Raw genomic sequence first — 16,270 nt, 5'->3', positions numbered from 1 at the left:
ATTCCGAACGAGGGCCGCGTCGGCCGAGCGCACGCCAGCCTCATTCCGAACGAGGGCCGCGTCGGTCGAGCCGGAGCCCTGGCCGGGGGCCGTTTCGGCCCGCGCTTCACCTGGGCCGGTCGACTCGAAGGTTGCGTCGGTCGGCCCGGAAGCCCGCCTGCGGGCCGGGTCGGCGGGGGCGGTGGGCTTGACTGGCGGGTCACCGGAGCCACCGGAGCGTGCGGTCGCATCCACGCCTGGCAGCGTACGACCCGGCACCGGCGGACCCGGACAGGCACGGACAGCTACCCTTGTACGGTGACGCTACGCCTGTATGACACCGCCACCCGATCGGTGCGGGACTTCGTCCCGCGGGAAGCCGGCAAGGTGGGGGTCTACCTGTGTGGTCTCACGCTTCAGGCCCCGCCGCACATCGGTCATCTTCGCTCCGGCGTCAACTATGACGTCCTGCGCCGTTGGCTGTTGGCCGCCGGCTACGAGGTCACCTTCATTCGCAATCTGACCGACATCGACGACAAGATCCTGGTCAAGGCGGGCGAGCAGGGTCGTCCGTTCTGGTCGATCGCGTACGCCAACGAGTTGCTGCTCGCCGAGTCGTACCGGTCGTTGAACGTGTTGGCGCCCACCTACGAGCCGCGCGCCACCGGGCACATCCCCGAGATGCATGAGCTGATCACGAAGTTGATCGCCGACGGGCACGCCTACCCGGCGAGTGACGGCTCCGGCGACGTCTACTTCGATGTGGCGTCCTGGCCGGCGTACGGGTCGTTGTCGAACCAGTCGCCGGACGCCATGCAGTCCGCCGGGGACGCGCCGGACCGGGGCAAGCGGGATCCGCGTGACTTCGCGCTGTGGAAGGGCGCCAAACCGGACGAGCCGGCGGACGCCTACTGGCCTTCGCCGTGGGGTCTGGGCCGTCCGGGCTGGCACATCGAGTGCTCGGCGATGTGCTGGCGCTATCTCGGCCCGGAGTTCGACATCCACGGCGGTGGCCTGGATCTGACGTTCCCGCACCACGAAAACGAGATCGCCCAGTCCCAGGCGGCCGGGTTGCCGTTCGCCCGCTACTGGGTGCATCACGGCCTGCTGAGCATCGGCGGGGCGAAGATGGGCAAGTCCGCCGGCAACGCGCTGGGCCTGGCGTACGTGGAATCGCTCGGGGTGCGGCCGGTGGAGCTGCGTTACTACTACGCCGCAGCGCACTACCGCTCGGTGATCGACTACTCGGAGGATTCGCTGCGCGACGCGGCCACCGCGTACCGGCGGATCGAGGGTTTCGTGCAACGGGCCGCCGAGCGGGTCGGTGCCGGGCAGCTCGGTGAGCTGCCGGCCGGCTTCGTCGCCGCGATGGACGACGACCTCAACACCTCCGCCGCGCTGGCCGTGCTGCAACAGCACATTCGGGACGGCAACACCGCGCTGAGCGTCGGCGACGATGTGACCGTCCGCACCACGCTGGCCGTGGTGCGGGCAATGCTGGATATTCTCGGGGTCGACCCCCTCGACCCGGCCTGGACCGGTGGCGGCCGATCGGACGACCTTCGCGCCGTGGTGGACTCCCTGATCGCGCTGGCCCTGGAGCAGCGTGCGCAGGCGCGGGGCCGCAAGGACTGGGCCGCCGCGGATGCCGTGCGTGACCAGCTCAAGCTGGCCGGCGTGGTGGTCGAGGACACCCCCCAGGGCCCCCGTTGGACTATTGGAGAGCAGGACTGATGGCCGGCAACTCGCAGCGCCGTGGCCGGCGACTGACGTCGAAGGCAGGCGCCCCCAAGGGCACCGGCGGCAAGAACAAGGACTCGTTGGCCGGGCGGGGTCGCACCCTGCCCGCTGACGAGCGGCCGTGGCACAAGGGCTACTCGGGCACCGAGAAGCTGCCCCAGCGCACCGCCTGGAAGCAGGACAAGGAGCGTCGCGCGGCGGCTGAGGAGGGGCGCGCCCCCAAGATCGGCCAGCCGGGCAGCAAGGACACCACCTGGGGTCGGGGTGGCGGTCGGGGCGTACCGGTCGGTCGGGGTGCCGCCACCGGCGGGCGGGGCGGCAAGCCCACCAGCCGGTCCGGCCCTCGGGTCACGCCGGGGCGCAAGTCCAACCCGTCCAAGGACACCCCGGAGCTGTTGGTCGGGCGTAACCCGGTGCTGGAGGCGCTGCGCGCCAACGTGCCGGCGACGGCGCTCTACACGGCCCAGGGCATCGACATGGACGACCGGATCAACGAGATCATCCGGACCGCCGCCGACCGGGGCATCGCCAACCTGGAGATCAGCCGCGCCGAGTTGGACCGGATGACCGGTGGGGTGCTGCACCAGGGCGTCGGCTTGCAGGTGCCGCCCTTCGCGTACCAGCCGTTCGAGGACATGGTCGCCGCCGCCCTGGAGCAGCAGGCCCCGCTGCTGGTGGCGCTGGACGGTGTCACCGACCCGCGCAACCTGGGTGCCGTGATCCGGTCGGCTGCCGCGTTCGGCGCGCAGGGTGTCTTCGTACCCGAGCGTCGTGCCGCCGGGATCACCGCGACCGCCTGGCGGACCAGTGCCGGCGCGGCCGCGCGGGTGCCGGTTGCGCAGGTGACCAACCTGACAAGGTCGTTGAAGGCGTGCCGCGACGCCGGCTTCATGGTCGTCGGCCTGGATGCCGACGGCGACACCGACCTCTACAACCTGGAGGCCGCTGTCGGTCCGCTGGTGGTGGTGGTCGGTTCCGAGGGGCGCGGTCTTTCCCGCCTGGTCGGGGAGACCTGCGACCTGACCGTCAGCATCCCGATGATCTCCGAGGTCGAGTCGCTCAACGCCAGCGTGGCGGCGGCGGTCGCCCTGGCCGAGGTCGCCCGTCGGCGCTCCGTCGAGCTGTAACGCACGTCGAACGAAGGCCCTCTCCCGCCGAGCGCGGGAGGGGGCCTTCGTCGTCAGGCGCCCAGGCGGGGTGAAGAGCCCCTTCGAGTACGACGAAGGGGCGGCCCGCCGAAGCGGACCGCCCCTGTCGGTACGGCGTTACGTCAGATCCGGCCACCGGTGGCGGCGTGGAAGACGTGGCTGCGACCGGCAACCGGCTTGACGAACACGGTGTCACCCATGTTCGGCATGTTGCGCCGGTCGGTGCGGACGACGAAGCGCTCCGAGTTGCCACCCAGCGCGGCGTGGCCGTAGACGTTGGCGTCCGAGCCGAGGTCCTCGACCAGCTCGACCACGACCGGCATGCCGCCCTCGGTCGGGCTGACCAGCTCGCAGTCCTCCGGGCGGAAGCCCACGGTGACCTTGCCGTCGCCACCCTCGGCGCGGGCCGCCTCGACCTGCTCGCGGGTCAGCGGGATCTGCAGCTCGGCGAACTCGGCGCCCCGCTCGTTCAGCGGAACGGTCTTGATGTTCATGGCGGGCGAGCCCATGAAGCCGGCGACGAACACGTTGGCCGGGGTGTCGTAGAGCGCCCGCGGGGTGTCCACCTGCTGCAGGACGCCGTCGAGCAGCACCGCGACCCGGTGACCCATGGTCATGGCCTCGACCTGGTCGTGCGTGACGTAGACAGTGGTGACGCCCAGCTTGGCCTGGAGCGACGCGATCTGGGTACGGGTCTGCACGCGCAGCTTGGCGTCGAGGTTCGACAGCGGCTCGTCCATGAGGAAGACCTGCGGCTCGCGGACGATCGCCCGGCCCATCGCGACACGCTGACGCTGACCACCGGAGAGCGCCTTCGGCTTACGGCTGAGGTACTCCTCCAGCTGGAGCAGCCCGGCCGCTTCCTTGACCCGCCGGTCGATCTCCGACTTGGAGGTCTTGCGCAGCTTCAGGGCGAACGCCATGTTCTCGTACACCGTCATGTGCGGGTAGAGGGCGTAGTTCTGGAAGACCATCGCGATGTCGCGGGCCTTCGGAGGAAGGTGGGTGACGTCACGCTGGTCGATGTAGATCGAACCGGCGTCCACGTCCTCCAGGCCGGCGAGCATTCGCAGGCTGGTGGACTTACCGCAACCGGAGGGGCCGACCAGGACGAGGAACTCCCCGTCGCCGATCTCGAGGTTCAGCTCGTTGACGGCGGGACGCTCTTGGCCCGGGTAGACCCGGGACGCCTTGGAATAGGTGACCGTAGCCATGGTGAAGCGCTTCCTTTCACCGGCAGGAACGTGCCGGACGATCCGAGTGAAGGAGCAACCGGCACGTGTCCGTGCCGGTTCAGCGGACGGCGGCGCGGTCGCGGGGGCGCCCGGGTCGTCGTCCGTGTCAGTGAACCGTAAACGCGTTTACCCGTGCTGCCAAGGCGGGGGGTCGCCCAGCCCACCAGTCGGGCTACGCATTCCGGTCACTCGGGCACGGTCAGACATCAATCGCCGCCGGGTCAAACGAGTCTGCGTCGGGTTCTTGACGATTCCCGTGCTCGGGAGGCCTCGGGATCGGGATTACCGAACGTCAGTCGCTATGCTGACCTCGACGCACGCGCCCCTGTAGCTCAGCTGGCCAGAGCACTCGCCTTGTAAGCGAGATGTCGCCGGTTCGATCCCGGCCGGGGGCTCCAATTACATCAGACCTTTCCGAGCGGCGCTGCCGTGTCTCTGCCGGTCCACCCCGAGGGGCGACCGGACGTCGACGACGTTCGCTATCGTGCCTCCGTCCCGCCATCAAGCGGCGGTCTACGGGGGAATCACAATGAAACACAACACCACTCTGCTCATGCTGGGTTTGACCGGCAGTCTGTTCTTCGCTGCCGGCTGCACTCCGACGACTGAGCCCAGCCGCGACGACAAACCGGCTCAGGCCACCGCGACTGCCACCGCCGTGCCGTCCCCCACGCCCGACGTCCGCGCTGAGCTGGTCGCGGCACTGCAGCGGTCGCAGGGGGCCGCCCACCGGTACGCGGTGCGCGGCAACCTGCCCGAGGGGCGGAACGTCAACGGCACTGGTGCCTTCGATCCGAAGAAGCGCCGTTTCCAGACCACGATCTCGGTCACCGGCGGGAAGTACCCGTCGGCGGGGAACCGGATCGTGATCGGCAACGACAGTTACTCGCGGCCGTCCGACGAGAAGGACTGGGTGCACGTCGATCTGAAGCGGGTGAAGCGCGACGATCTCTTCCTCCGCTTCGACTGGGTCGACCCGACCGGCCTGAAGGCGTTCACAGCGTCGATCGTCTCGGTGGACCGCGTCGACCCGCACACCTACACCGGCCGTTTCGACCCCACCGGCAAGGACACCACGTCGTTCCTCCCAGTGGGCGCTCCGAGCATCGTCTCGATCGGCATACGCCTGTCGCCGTTCACGATCACCACCGACGACCAGGGTTGGGTCACCTCGATCAAGGTGGAGCTGAGCCCCAGCGACGGCCCGAAACTGACGCTGACCACCACCATGAAGGATCACGGGAAGTCCCTGAAGATCAACGCTCCGGCACGCGCTGGTGAGGCCGCCGACTTCTACTACGGCAAGTAACAGCGCAGCCGTACCGGGCCGATGTCACTGTGTCCCACAGCTGTGAGCCAGCGCGGCGCGGTCGGTGGGCACCTGGGAACTGCCGGGATCAACGACAATCGCCACCAGTGCCCCAGACCCTGGTCGTCCAGGTAGGGAACCGCTGAGGGCGTTGGTCGAGCATTGGCGGAGGGGCGGCAATGAGATACGTCAGCCTTGAACGAACCAAGGACGGCATCCTTCTGGATCCCTGGGCATACCTCGAGCAGTTGTCATCGCTTGCTGACTCGTTGCCCGATGGAGCTCGCAGGTTCGCAACGGACCCCGACCACTACAACTTCACTGGCCCGCGCTGTGTCAAGAGCCTGAAGCCCGCGCGGCTGACGTCCGGTGAGACAGGCGGCAGTCGATGGCTTGAGCTGTACCTGCGGCACAACTGTTGGAAGCACGAGGAGGACCTGACCATTCGCTATCGGGGCGTGCGGAGTCTGACGATTGAGCCCGCTGACCGTGAGCTGGACGTGGCCCAACTCCAGGACGTGATGTTGGACGAGGTGCTGCCGCACGAGCAGGGGTGCCGGCACGAGATCGCCTGTCTCGCCGGCAGGATGATCGTGACGAGTCAGGACCTCACCGCGACCTGGCAGTACGCCGACTGTCCGGAGCGCGAGGCCAACCAGTAAGTCGACGCCGCCGGTGGTCCGGCGCGGAACGACGCGGAGCCGCTACCCGACCGGACGACGGAGCGCCCGGCGCTAGCCTGGGGGCCGGAGCAGCGCGGAGCGGGACAGGGGCAGATGAGTCGGGCGGTGGAGGAGTCGAACCGGGCGATGCTGCGCGCCCGGGACGCGATGGACCGGGCGTACGCCGAGCCGCTGGACATTCCCGCGTTGGCCCGGATCGCGCACGTCTCCCAGGCGCACTTCATCCGTACCTTCCGGGCCACCTTCGGTGAGACCCCGCACCGCTACCTGCAACGCCGCCGGGTGGAGCGGGCGATGTCGTTGCTGGTGGAGACCGACCGGGACGTGACGGACATCTGCTACGCCGTCGGCTTCGGCAGCCTGGGCACGTTCAGTCGGACGTTCCGGCAGATCGTCGGGGAGTCGCCCTCGAATTTCCGGCGTCAGCGCGTCGCGCCGGCCAACGTGCCGTCGTGCTTCACCAAAGCCTGGACCCGACCCAGCAGTTTTGGATAAGCCGCAGGTCACGGTCTACCTCTAGCGTCATGGGCATGACGATGAACGCGATCAGCCGCTCCCAGATCTACGTCCTCGACCAGGACGCCGCGCTTGACTTCTACGTCAACAAGCTCGGCATGGAGGTCAACACCGACCAGGACCTCGGCTTCATGCGGTGGCTCACCGTGAACCTGCCCGGCGACCCGGAGCGCGAGATCCTGTTGGAGAAGCCGGGGCCGCCCGCGCTGGACCCGGCCACCGCCGAGCAGGTCCGGGAGCTGCTCACCAAGGGTGCCCTCGGCGGGTACCTCTTCATGACCACTGACGACGCCCGCAAGACGCACGAGGATCTTGTGGCCAAGGGCGTCGAGATCACCGACGAGCCGACCGAACGCCCGTACGGGATCGACTTCGGCATTCGGGACCCGTTCGGCAACCGGATCCGCATCGGCCAGATGTTCCCTCGGGCGTAGGCGACGGGCCAGGCCGCGGCGTTTCCCGTGGTACGGGCGGCGTCCGGCCCGGTCGACTGAGCCGACTGCCGCAGGACCGGGAGGTGCGGGTCGAACTCGTACCTCCCGGTGTGTTGGGGTGGGGGTCATGGTGACCCGGTTGCTGTACCTGAGCCGACACGCCGAGCAGGATCTCTCCCAGCCGGGTGGGCCCGATGCCGGCGAACCGGATACCGGCCTGTCGGAGCGCGGCCGACGGCAGGCCACCCTGCTCGGCGAACGCCTACGGGCCCGGCGGTTCGCCGCCGTCCACCACGGGCCGCTGCGCCGGGCCGCGCAGACCGCCGAGCTGGTCGCCAGGTCGCTGCCCGACGTTCCGGTGTACGAGACGGAGCTGGCCGGTGACCACCTTCCACACGACACGGATCCGGCTGGCCTGCCGTCCGCGTACGCCGAATTTCTGACCCAGTTCTCGGCGGCCGAGCGGGTCGACGGGCCGCGAGTGACGGCGGACGCGGTGCGGCGGTTCGCGGGCCCGGTCGCCGAGGGTCCAGCCGGCGGCGAACCGGTGCGCGAGCTGGTCGTGACGCACAGCTTCCTGATCGCCTGGCTGGTGCGGCACGCCCTCGACGCGCCGGAGTGGCGGTGGTTGGGTTTCAACTCGCACAACGCCGGGCTGACCGTCATCCGGTACAGCGCGGGCGGCCCGCCGAATCTGCTCGCCGTCAACGACGTGGCCCACCTACCGCCGGAGCTGCGGGCCACCGGTCTGCCCCCGGACTATCTGACGTAGGAGCCGGTGGCCCGCAGGAGCAGCTTGACCACCGCCTGGGTGGCCGGCGGCGGGGTCCCGTCGGCCGGGCAGGTGGTGTACCCGGTGTCGTTGCTGGCGACGGTGAGGCGGTAGTGCATCACGTCGGAGCAGTTGGTCGCTGTGGTCGGCTGCCGCGCCTCGGTGGTGAGCCGGGGATCGGCGGCCAGCCCCGCCAGGATGCCCTGATCGGCAGGGGTCAGCCGGCCGTTGCGGCGGCTGCCGGCCCGGTCCGTCACCGTCCACTGACCGTCCGGCTCGACGACGATGGAGTCCCCGCGCCCGGCGAAGCCGCCGGAGATTCGCAACGCCACTCGGGGGGCCACACCGCTGGCCCCGGCGCTGACAGTGGGGGCGGTGGTCGGCTGTGCGGTGCCGGTGGCCGGGGCGGCCGGGCCGGTAGCTGTGATGGCCGAGGGCTCGGTAGGGGTGGTGGGGGCTCGGTCGACGCTGGTGCAACCGCTCAGGAGCGCGCCCAGGAGCACGGCCGTGACGACTGTCGTCGATGCGGGTCTCATCTCCGTCGGACGCGCGAACCCAACCGGTGGTTCCCCCGTCCGCGCCCGCGCCGGGTCCGACCGGTCGTCTTCGCTATGGTCGCCGCACCGGCGCGCGGCGTCGACGGCCAGATCGGCGGCGTCGCTCCAGGTGGCGCGGGAAAGGAGCGGACGTGTCGGACGCGGAGTTGACGGTCGAGGTGACCGGGCCGGTCGCCACAGTCGTCATCAGCAACCCGGCCCGGCGCAACGCGATGACCGCTGCCATGTGGCGTCAGCTCCCCGAACTGCTCGACCGGCTGGAGCCCGACCCCGACGTACGGGCGTTGGTGCTGACCGGCGCCGGTGACGCCTTCTGCGCGGGCGCCGACCTCGGTGACCTGGCTGAGTTGCTGGACGCCGGTGACGCCAGCATCGCGGTGGCCGCCGAGGAACGGCTGGCCCGGTTCGCCAAGCCGACAATCGCGGCCATCCGGGGTGCCTGCGTCGGCGGCGGGGCTCAACTCGCGGTCGCCTGCGACCTGCGGATCGCCGCCGACGACGCCCGTTTCGGCGTACCGCCGGCCCGCCTCGGGCTGGTCTATCCGGCACCGACGACGCGCCGGCTGGCCCGGCTGGTCGGCCCGTCCGCCGCCAAGCTTCTGCTGTTCACCGCCGAGCTGATCGACGCCGGGCGCGCCCTGCGGATCGGCCTGGTCGACGAGCTGCTGCCGGCCGACCGGCTCGCCGGACGGGTGGACGAACTGACCGCGACGATCGCCCAGCGGTCCCCGCTGAGCATCGCCGCCGCGAAGGAGATCATCGACGAGCGCGCCGAGGCCGCGCGGATCGCCTGGTGGCACCGGAAGGTGACGACGACCGGTGAGGCCCGGGAGGGGGTGGCGGCGATCGCCGAACGCCGACAGCCCCGCTTCGCCTGGCGGCCACCGACCGACGACTGAGCGCCTCGGCCTCCGCGGGTGCCATGACAACGCGGAGACCCGGGGGGCGAGACAGCTGATCGCGTTTGTCGTACGACCATCGATGGGTATCCCGGGACCAACCAGGGGCGGGGGCCTTCATGGAGATGGTGACTTCACCGCAGAGCCGCAGTCGTCGGCGGCTGGTGCTCGTGGCACTGCTGTCGGTTCTGGCGGCCGCCGTCATCGTCGGCGCGGTCGTGGTTGGCCGCGACACCGGAATCCTCGACGGTGAGCCGCCGGCCTGGGCGAACACTCTCGGCGGCGTCCTGCAACTCGCCGGGCTCGCCCTGACGATCGCCACGATCGTCTGGCTGGTGCGCAGCGGCCGGTTCCGCGCCGACCGGGAGTCGTCGCTGCGGCGGCTGATCCCGTCGGACAGCCGGAGCCTGCAGCAACAGGTCAGGCGGTGCGCGCCGCAGGACGAGGCGGACTTCGGACTACTCCGGGACACCGCGCGGATGATGATCAACCAACGTTGGTATTCGCTGATGCTGGTCGGTTTCGTGATCACCAGCTTTGGCCAGTCACTGCTGAAGTTCACACCGCTGTTCACCGGTCTCTTCGCCGTACTGGCGGCGCTGGGCGTCGGTGCCGTCGCGTTCTCCTTTCGTGATGCCCGTCTGGCCAAGGTCTTCCTCTGCGCCCATCCGGCGCCGGATGGGCAGGATTCGCACGACTGACGCGGCACACCGCACCATTCGGCAACCTCAACCACCCGACCGGCGACCGGCGAGCGTTTGTGCCGCTGTCGTCTGGGTCGTACGCACCGGGCGCTACCGGGCCGCCCGACAGTCCCGGTTGCTGACCTTGAGCTGGTCGCACCGTCGACGGCTGGCGCGGCAGGTTCGACGCGGCACGCCCGAGGCCGACGAAGACCCGGCCCTCCTCGTGGAGACCGCCCGACAGTTCAGCGACCAGCGCTGGTTTGTAGTGCTGGTCGCCGGGTTGGCGATGACGAGCGTCGGTCAGGCATTCCTGGGGTTCGCGCCGTTCTTCGCGGTGATCGGCGGGTTGCTGCTGCTGATCTGGACGGTGCTGAGCGTGTCGGTCCTGCGAAACGCCCGCCGGGGCGAGGCGTTCCTGCGGGACCACCCGGATCTGGGCGGACGGTAGCCGCACGCCGGTCCCACTCATCGCGAGATTTCGATCCCGGGTACCCGATCTTCAGGCCGGTACGGCAGGCTGTCCGTCGTGCAGCGTGATCAGTTGCTTGCGGGCCGCTATCGGCTCCTGGAGCGCCTCGGCAGTGGTGGCATGTCGGCGGTGCATCGGGCGTACGACGAGGTGCTCGAACGGGACGTGGCGGTGAAGGTGCTGGTCACCTCGGACACCAACGCCCCACAGCGGATCCGAGGCGAGGCAAAGGCCGCGGCAAGGCTGTCGCATCCCCACGTCACGAGCGTCTACGACTACGGCGAATCGGCGCTGGACGGTGTCCAGGTTCCGTTCGTGGTGATGGAGTTGCTCGGCGGTCACACCCTCGAACACCGGTTGGTGGCCGGGCCGTTGCCGCCGCGTGCGGGTCTACGGGTGTGCGCCGAGGTGGCCGCTGCCCTCGCCGCCGCGCACGAGCAGGGGTTGGTGCACCGCGACATCAAGCCGAGCAATGTGATGCTCACGCCGACCGGCGCGAAGGTGCTCGACTTCGGCATCGCGGCAGCCGCCGGCGCGCCGGAGATCGACTTCGAGGGGCGGCTGCTGGGCACGCCGGCGTACCTGGCGCCGGAGCGGTTGCAGGCCGGCGAGGTGCTGCCGGCCAGCGACGTTTACGCCCTCGGCCTGCTGCTGTACCGGGTGCTCACCGGCCGGTTGCCGTGGCCTGCCGAGGCGCAGACCGCCATGTTCCGCGCGCACACGCACGTCGAGCCGGACCCGCTGCCCCCGATCGACGGGGTACCGCCCGAGGTGCACCGGCTCTACCACTGGTGCCTGGCCGGCGACCCGGCCGACCGGCCGTCGGCGGCCGACGCGGCCCGCATTTTGCTCGCCGCCGCGAGCGGGGCCGCCCCCGAGGCGGCTGCCGTTGCCGCTGCCCCGGCGGCAAACGTCACCGAGCAGAGCGGTGCCGTAACAACTGCCGGGCAGGCTGGCACCGAGCAGGCTGGCACCGAGCAGGCTGGCACCGGGCAGGCCGGCACCGAGCAGGCCGGGGCCGAGCAGGCCGGGGCCGGGCCGACCGATCCGGCGGCGCGGGTGAGGCGCGGGCCGTGGCGTCGGGGGCGAGCCATTCTGACTGTCGGCGGAGCGGTGATCGCCGCTGTGGCGCTCGCCGGTTCGCTCGGTGACTTCAGCAATCGTCGACAGGGGCAGAGCGCCGCGCCGACCGGCAGCGGCCCGGGCACCACCACTGTGGGGATGCCCGGCGTCGAGGAGCCGGCCGATCCCGGACCGTCCGCGGTGCCGCCGACCACTCACACACCGTCCGCTACCCGGGTCAGCCCTTCGACAGGTCCGCGCGGGACGGTGCTCCCTGGCCCGACGACAGCGACTTCCGGCCCGATCCCGACCACTGCCGCGCCGACTCCCACGGCTGCCGCCGGTGCCCCCGTCGACGCGCGCGGCGGGACTGTCACCGCTCGCTGCGTGGGAAAGTCGGTCGAGGTGCTCACTGTGGTACTTGCGCCCGATTTCCGGGTCGAGGCGTACGACCCGGGACCGGCTAAGCAGATAGTGGTCGAGCTGACCTCCGCGGAGCACCGCAGCGAGATCCGGGTGCAGTGCCCCAGTGGCCAGCTGAAGTCGAGGGTCAAGGAACGCGCTCCCTGACCGGGGGCCGGCGGGTGCCGCGCCCGGGACGTACCCGGGACGCGGCCCCCCGTTCCCGCCGGCCGGTCCGTCACCGCCCGGCCAGCGCCGCCCAGCCCGGGTTCACCGGTTCACGGCGCAGCGGCATGCCCGCCTCCGTCGGCGTCCGGTCCCCCTTGCGCTGGTTGCAGGCGTAGCAGGCGGCGGTGGTGTTCCGCCAGGTGTTCCGGCCGCCACGCGAGCGGGGCAGGATGTGGTCGATGGTGGAGGCCGGGCCGCCGCAGTACGCGCAGCACCTGTCGTCGCGGCGCAGCACACCGGCGCGCGACCAGGCCGGCCCGGCGTTGAACCTCCACCGGGTGACCACGAAGCGGACCAGCCGCACCACCCGGGGCATCGGGAAGACCCCGATCACCCGGTCCGGCTCGGCCTCGTGAATCTCGGCCACCCGACGGCAGAGCATGCGGACGGCGTGTTGAACGGTGACCCGGTGCAGCGGGCCGAGGTCGGCGTTGATGACGAGGACGGCGTCCACCGGGATCTCCCTCCGTGCTGGTGACGAACAAGACGATGACGAACAGGGCGACGACGAGAGCGACGACGAACAGGGCGACGACGGGACGGACAGCACGAAGCCGCCCGGTCCGGCTGTCGGACGGGGCGGCTCAGCGCGTACGGGTACGCGTCAGTCGGGCCGGCCCACCCGGGGACCTTCCGCTCGGTAACAGTCACCGGGCAGCGTCGACAGCACGGTGCTGACGTGCCACATCGTCATGAACTGCTCCCGCGGTGGTGGGGTGGTTGACAGTGCGCGCTCACGGTAGGTCGACCCGGGAGACACCGGCAACGTATTTCGATCGACCGGTCTCCTCGGGACGCCGCTGGCGGCGGGTGCGGGGAGCTGCTGTCACCGAGACCTGGGCCGTGGTCAGCGGACGGTTCAGCCGCAGGGCCATCCGCGCGGTGAGTTCGCTGTCCAGCAACGGCCGGTTGACCTCACCGGCGACCGCGAGGGCGGGCCCGGAGACCGACCGCCAGATCGCTGCCAGCCCGGCGCCGAGGCCTACCAGGGCGACGGTTGCCCGGGTGGTCGGTGAGCCGGCGGCAGCGGCGGCACTCACCCCGACGACAGCGAAGAGCACCAGCAGCAGGGGTACGAGCACCGGCCAGAAGATGCCCCGGGCCGCCTGCGCCACCAGTCGCCGGTCCCGGATGATCAGATTCCTGGCGATCACCGCGTAGTCCTCCTCGTCGAGCAGGTCGCGCGGGTGCAGGCCGCCGGTGAGCACGTCGCGCCAGAGGTCGCCCTGGCCGCGCAGCGCCCGGCTCAGGGTGGCGGGCGTCGGCTCGGTCGGGTCCCCGTGGCCGGCGCTGTCGACAGCGCTCGCCCAGGCGGCCAGCGAGCGGCGCACCACCGCTGCCGAGTATGGCGGCAACACGCTGGCCAGTTCGTCCAACCACCTGCTGATCTGGACCTGCCGGCCGCCGAACTGCCGCAGCAACTGCGTGACGTCGCCGGCTCGGACGGTGTCGGCCACCGATCGGCCCAGTCGGTAGGCCAGCCCGACCCGGTGGTTGGCGGCCATCGCCCAGCGCAGCACCTCCACGTTGAGGTCGTCGAGGGCGAGCAGCAGCGGCACCGGATCGGCGGGTTCGGGCTGGCCCAGGTCGGGGAGCAGGGCTCGGGCGGCCGACGTGTCGGGTACCGGCCCGGTGTGCCGGGTGAGGTCGGCGATCTGGGCCAGGGCGACGTCCACCCCGTCGAGGTACATCCGCATCCGGCGATGGGCGGACATCTCGGTGAGGTTGGAGAGTTTGGCCGGCGGTACGGCCGGGCGGGCCTCGACGAAGGCGCGGGGCTCCGCGTGCTGTCCGTGGTGGTAGGCGTCCGCCATCCACCAGCCCAGCCGCAGCGCGGTGACGATGCAGGCGCGCTCGTCGTGGATCAGCGGGTACGCGTCGTCGCGGCCGATCTCGTCGAGGGACGAACCGTTCTCCGCGCCGGCGCGGTGCAGTGGTGACATCTCCCGCTGCCCTCCCGCCCGGCCGATCGACGGTTGATCATTCGAGCGTACGGCAGCGTACGGTGGCTTATGTTGTGTTTTGTCGATTTGGCCTGGTGCGACCGGCCAGCAGCCCACGCGGTCGGATCGAGCGCACCGGCTCGGCCGCGCCACCCGCGGCGCGCAGGATGTGGTTCGCGGCGATGATGCCGGTGGCGGCCGAGCGTTCCATCAACGCGCTCGGGAAGTCCGTGGCGATGCCGTCGCCGGCCAGGTAGATGCCGTTCGCGTCGGTGCGTACCCCCGGTCGCCAGGCGTGGCTGCCCGGCGTGAACGCCGGCGCCTGCGCCTCCACCCGGGCCCGCAGCTCGCGGACCCGCAGGTCGCCGGCCTCCGGCCAGAGCGCGACCAGCTCACGGCGCATCCGCTCGGCCAACTCCTCGGCCGGCACGCCGGGCTCGCAGGCGTACGCGTGCAGCTCGACGACCGACCCGCCGGTCTGCTGCGCCCAGCGCCGCGGCTCGTTCTCCAACCGGTGGTAGAGCGTCACCGAATCCAGAGTGGGCTGACGGGACACGCCGCTGAACACCGCCCGCTCGGCGGCCACGTCCCCGTCACACCAGTACCGCGCCACAGCGTACGGCGGGCCGGGGGTGCCGAAGGCCGGCATCCGGGCCGCCAGCTCCGGTGCCCGCTCGGCCAGGTCCGGGGAGGCCGCCACCAGCGCGGCGAGCGCCGGCGGGTCGACGGCGAGCACGACGTGACCCGCCGGATGGCTGCCGCCGTCGGTGGTCGTCACCCGCCAGCCCTCGGCATCGCTGTGCACCCCGGTGGCGGCGCAGCTGGTGCGGACCCGGCCGCCGTGCTTCTCCACGTGCCGGGTCAGCGGCTCCCAGATCGCCGTGGCGTAGTCCTCGTCGGGGCAGTCGAAGGCCAGCCCTTCCGGGTTGCCGAGCAGATAGAAGTGGAACTGGGCGACCATCTCGGCGGCCGACATCTCCGCCTCGTGGTTGAAGAACGAGTGCGAGAAGACCTCGAACAGCATCGCCCGCGCCCGGTCCGGCAGTCGCAGCGACGCCAGCAACTCGTCGGCTGTGGTGTCGTCCAGGTCGGCGTAGGTGCGCACCGGGTCGTAGCTGAGCAGCGGCAGCGCCGCGTCCCGGTCCATCAGTCGCAGGTCGGCCAGGCGCAGGCTGGGGCTGCGCAGCAGCAGAGCCAGCAGGTTCGCCGGCGGTGCGGGCGGCAACCTGCCGAACTCCTCGGTCGGCCACTGCTCGCTGAGAATCGGATAGCCAGGAATCGGCTTGAGGAAACCCAGATCAGTGTCGATCCGGCGGAGGATGGACCGCCAGTTGTAGTACTGCCGGAAGAACGCGTGGAAGCCGTGCTCGTTCTGCTGATGACCGTCGGCGAGCGCCTCCGGCCAGGCACCCAGTCGACCACCGAGCGTGGGTGCCGCCTCCAGCACCGTGACCGCCACACCCCGCTCGGCCAACACCACCGCCGCCGACATCCCGGCGATGCCGCCGCCCACCACCAGCGCCGTGGTCGGTCGCGGCACGCGGTCGGCGCCACCGCCGCCCGGGTCCACCTGGTGCTGCCGTACGCCGATCAGTCGACCTACCACTTGCGACAGCGACATGGGCCCAGTCTGCCCCAGCTTCGGCTCAGTCGTTCGGTAAGCAACGGCGGGGGCGGTCGGAGGCCGGCCAGACGTACTCCAGATCCTCCGGCACGTCGTCGCCGAACAGCGGGCGGTAGTGCGTCGGGTCCTTGCGCAGCAGCGACGAGCGGTGACTCAGGTGCAGGTCGTCGCGGCCCAACCACGGTGGCAGCTCACCGGCTCGGGCCAGCTCGTCCTGGGTCCGGATCACGCCGGCCCCGCAGGCGGCGGCGAGGTCGACTGTCATCGTGGTGGCGCAGGTGTCGGCCCGCCCCGGCTCGGTCCAGACCGCGCACATGTCCAGCCCGTAGCGGACGAGCGCCTCCTCGTACCCGGCCCACATCTTCACCGCCGGGTGGTTGCGCCAGCCGTACCCGGGTCGGGTGAGTCCACGCAGCACCTGGATGGCCTCCACCCGTTGTTTGCCGAGCCGCTTCTGGTCCAGCGTGCGGGCGCTGGCCAGAAAGCCCGGGTACGGGAGGAACGTCTGCATGTCGCTGCTCTACCCGTCGCCGGGGCGGACATACCTGGCCACGGGATGATCCGGACGGGGTCGCCCACCGTGG

At 70.9% G+C, this 16,270-nt stretch carries 17 protein-coding genes and 1 tRNA gene; 12 read left to right on the top strand and 6 right to left on the bottom strand.

Annotation, left to right across the window (positions count from 1 at the left end):
* The first annotated feature begins 297 nt into the window (after positions 1–297).
* Together cysS and rlmB are read left to right on the top strand one after the other, a co-directional pair.
* Positions 298–1,713, top strand: a complete 1,416-nt coding sequence (gene cysS, locus AB0B94_RS24560; RefSeq protein WP_357284721.1) for a cysteine--tRNA ligase — start codon at positions 298–300, stop codon at positions 1,711–1,713.
* On the top strand, positions 1,713–2,846 hold the full coding sequence (rlmB, locus tag AB0B94_RS24555; protein ID WP_357284719.1) for a 23S rRNA (guanosine(2251)-2'-O)-methyltransferase RlmB: 1,134 nt from the start codon (positions 1,713–1,715) through the stop codon (positions 2,844–2,846). The genes cysS and rlmB overlap by 1 nt, the downstream gene beginning before the upstream one ends.
* A gap of 143 nt (positions 2,847–2,989) precedes the next feature.
* Here the strand turns inward: rlmB and ugpC are convergent, their stop codons facing one another.
* Positions 2,990–4,081, bottom strand: a complete 1,092-nt coding sequence (ugpC, locus tag AB0B94_RS24550) for a sn-glycerol-3-phosphate ABC transporter ATP-binding protein UgpC (protein WP_357284716.1) — start codon at positions 4,079–4,081, stop codon at positions 2,990–2,992.
* A gap of 342 nt (positions 4,082–4,423) precedes the next feature.
* Here ugpC and AB0B94_RS24545 point away from each other — a divergent pair.
* The 6 genes from AB0B94_RS24545 to AB0B94_RS24520 all read left to right on the top strand — a co-directional run bounded on the left by AB0B94_RS24545 (position 4,424) and on the right by AB0B94_RS24520 (position 7,816).
* A tRNA-Thr gene (locus AB0B94_RS24545) sits at positions 4,424–4,500 on the top strand.
* A gap of 131 nt (positions 4,501–4,631) precedes the next feature.
* On the top strand, positions 4,632–5,411 hold the full coding sequence (locus AB0B94_RS24540) for a hypothetical protein (RefSeq protein WP_357284713.1): 780 nt from the start codon (positions 4,632–4,634) through the stop codon (positions 5,409–5,411).
* Positions 5,412–5,590: 179 nt separating this feature from the next.
* A complete protein-coding gene (locus AB0B94_RS24535; protein WP_357284710.1) occupies positions 5,591–6,073 on the top strand; it encodes a hypothetical protein in 483 nt (160 codons plus the stop codon).
* Positions 6,074–6,187: 114 nt separating this feature from the next.
* Positions 6,188–6,589 carry an AraC family transcriptional regulator gene (locus tag AB0B94_RS24530; RefSeq protein ID WP_357284707.1) on the top strand — a complete coding sequence of 134 codons (402 nt, stop codon included), beginning with the start codon at positions 6,188–6,190 and terminating at the stop codon, positions 6,587–6,589.
* A gap of 35 nt (positions 6,590–6,624) precedes the next feature.
* Entirely contained in the window at positions 6,625–7,044 is a 420-nt protein-coding gene (locus AB0B94_RS24525) for a VOC family protein (protein WP_088952055.1), read from the top strand.
* A gap of 127 nt (positions 7,045–7,171) precedes the next feature.
* Entirely contained in the window at positions 7,172–7,816 is a 645-nt protein-coding gene (locus AB0B94_RS24520) for a histidine phosphatase family protein (protein WP_357284701.1), read from the top strand.
* Here AB0B94_RS24520 and AB0B94_RS24515 read toward each other — a convergent pair.
* Complete coding sequence (locus tag AB0B94_RS24515; protein WP_357284698.1) at positions 7,804–8,352, bottom strand: hypothetical protein; 549 nt, start codon at positions 8,350–8,352, stop codon at positions 7,804–7,806. The two genes, AB0B94_RS24520 and AB0B94_RS24515, sit on opposite strands and share 13 nt — an antisense overlap.
* 152 nt (positions 8,353–8,504) lie before the next feature.
* Here AB0B94_RS24515 and AB0B94_RS24510 point away from each other — a divergent pair, with 152 nt between their 5' ends.
* The 4 genes from AB0B94_RS24510 (at position 8,505) to AB0B94_RS24495 (ending at position 12,059) form a co-directional block, all read left to right on the top strand.
* Positions 8,505–9,272, top strand: a complete 768-nt coding sequence (locus tag AB0B94_RS24510; protein ID WP_357284695.1) for an enoyl-CoA hydratase/isomerase family protein — start codon at positions 8,505–8,507, stop codon at positions 9,270–9,272.
* Positions 9,273–9,391: 119 nt separating this feature from the next.
* Positions 9,392–9,973, top strand: coding sequence for a hypothetical protein (locus AB0B94_RS24505; RefSeq protein WP_357284690.1), 582 nt, complete (start codon positions 9,392–9,394; stop codon positions 9,971–9,973).
* Positions 9,951–10,406 carry a hypothetical protein gene (locus tag AB0B94_RS24500; protein WP_357284687.1) on the top strand — a complete coding sequence of 152 codons (456 nt, stop codon included), beginning with the start codon at positions 9,951–9,953 and terminating at the stop codon, positions 10,404–10,406. The genes AB0B94_RS24505 and AB0B94_RS24500 overlap by 23 nt, the downstream gene beginning before the upstream one ends.
* A gap of 78 nt (positions 10,407–10,484) precedes the next feature.
* A complete protein-coding gene (locus AB0B94_RS24495; protein ID WP_357284683.1) occupies positions 10,485–12,059 on the top strand; it encodes a serine/threonine-protein kinase in 1,575 nt (524 codons plus the stop codon).
* A gap of 70 nt (positions 12,060–12,129) precedes the next feature.
* Here the strand turns inward: AB0B94_RS24495 and AB0B94_RS24490 are convergent, their stop codons facing one another.
* The 4 genes from AB0B94_RS24490 to AB0B94_RS24475 form a co-directional block, all read right to left on the bottom strand.
* Positions 12,130–12,573: an HNH endonuclease gene (locus AB0B94_RS24490; RefSeq protein WP_357284680.1), complete on the bottom strand. Its 444-nt coding sequence runs from the start codon at positions 12,571–12,573 to the stop codon at positions 12,130–12,132.
* A 280-nt stretch (positions 12,574–12,853) separates the two neighbouring features.
* Complete coding sequence (locus AB0B94_RS24485) at positions 12,854–14,062, bottom strand: hypothetical protein (RefSeq protein ID WP_357284676.1); 1,209 nt, start codon at positions 14,060–14,062, stop codon at positions 12,854–12,856.
* A gap of 67 nt (positions 14,063–14,129) precedes the next feature.
* The gene (locus tag AB0B94_RS24480; RefSeq protein WP_357284673.1) at positions 14,130–15,683 is read right to left on the bottom strand and encodes an FAD-dependent oxidoreductase; all 1,554 of its coding nucleotides are present in this window, start codon (positions 15,681–15,683) and stop codon (positions 14,130–14,132) included.
* Between the two features lie 25 nt (positions 15,684–15,708).
* Positions 15,709–16,197 (bottom strand): MSMEG_6728 family protein, encoded by a 489-nt coding sequence (locus AB0B94_RS24475; RefSeq protein WP_357284669.1) that lies wholly within the window; start codon positions 16,195–16,197, stop codon positions 15,709–15,711.
* Positions 16,198–16,270 lie beyond the last annotated feature (73 nt).

The organism is Micromonospora sp. NPDC048986 (genome assembly GCF_040649335.1).
Lineage (GTDB): Bacteria > Actinomycetota > Actinomycetes > Mycobacteriales > Micromonosporaceae > Micromonospora > Micromonospora alfalfae.
Note: the sequence above shows the minus strand (reverse complement) of the source record. Positions and strands in the feature narration are given on the sequence as shown.